The 209-nt window shown below is 45.9% G+C and carries 1 pseudogene; it reads left to right on the top strand.

The window, feature by feature from the left end:
• Window positions 1-94: 94 nt before the first annotated feature.
• Window positions 95-209, top strand: a pseudogene (locus tag ACH8JV_RS19680) (hypothetical protein); the annotation flags it as partial.

The following is a 209-nucleotide window of genomic DNA, read 5'->3' as shown; positions in this document are numbered from 1 at the left end:
GAACTATCTGAATGAGAGTGATTCCACTAGTCGAGACTTTAATTTTATCTTTGCGGACAAGACGATCTCTACTTCGGAGCTGACGGGTCTTACTATGCAGCTTAACGGCACGGATGGTAACGATGTACTGAATGGCTGGAAAGGTAAGGATATTCTGATTGGTGGCCTAGGGGATGACACACTGACAGGTTATGCAGGTGATGACCTGT

This window comes from Acinetobacter sp. ABJ_C5_2 (assembly GCF_044538485.1).
In the GTDB taxonomy this organism is placed as follows: Bacteria; Pseudomonadota; Gammaproteobacteria; order Pseudomonadales; family Moraxellaceae; genus Acinetobacter; species Acinetobacter nosocomialis_A.
Note: the sequence above shows the minus strand (reverse complement) of the source record. Positions and strands in the feature narration are given on the sequence as shown.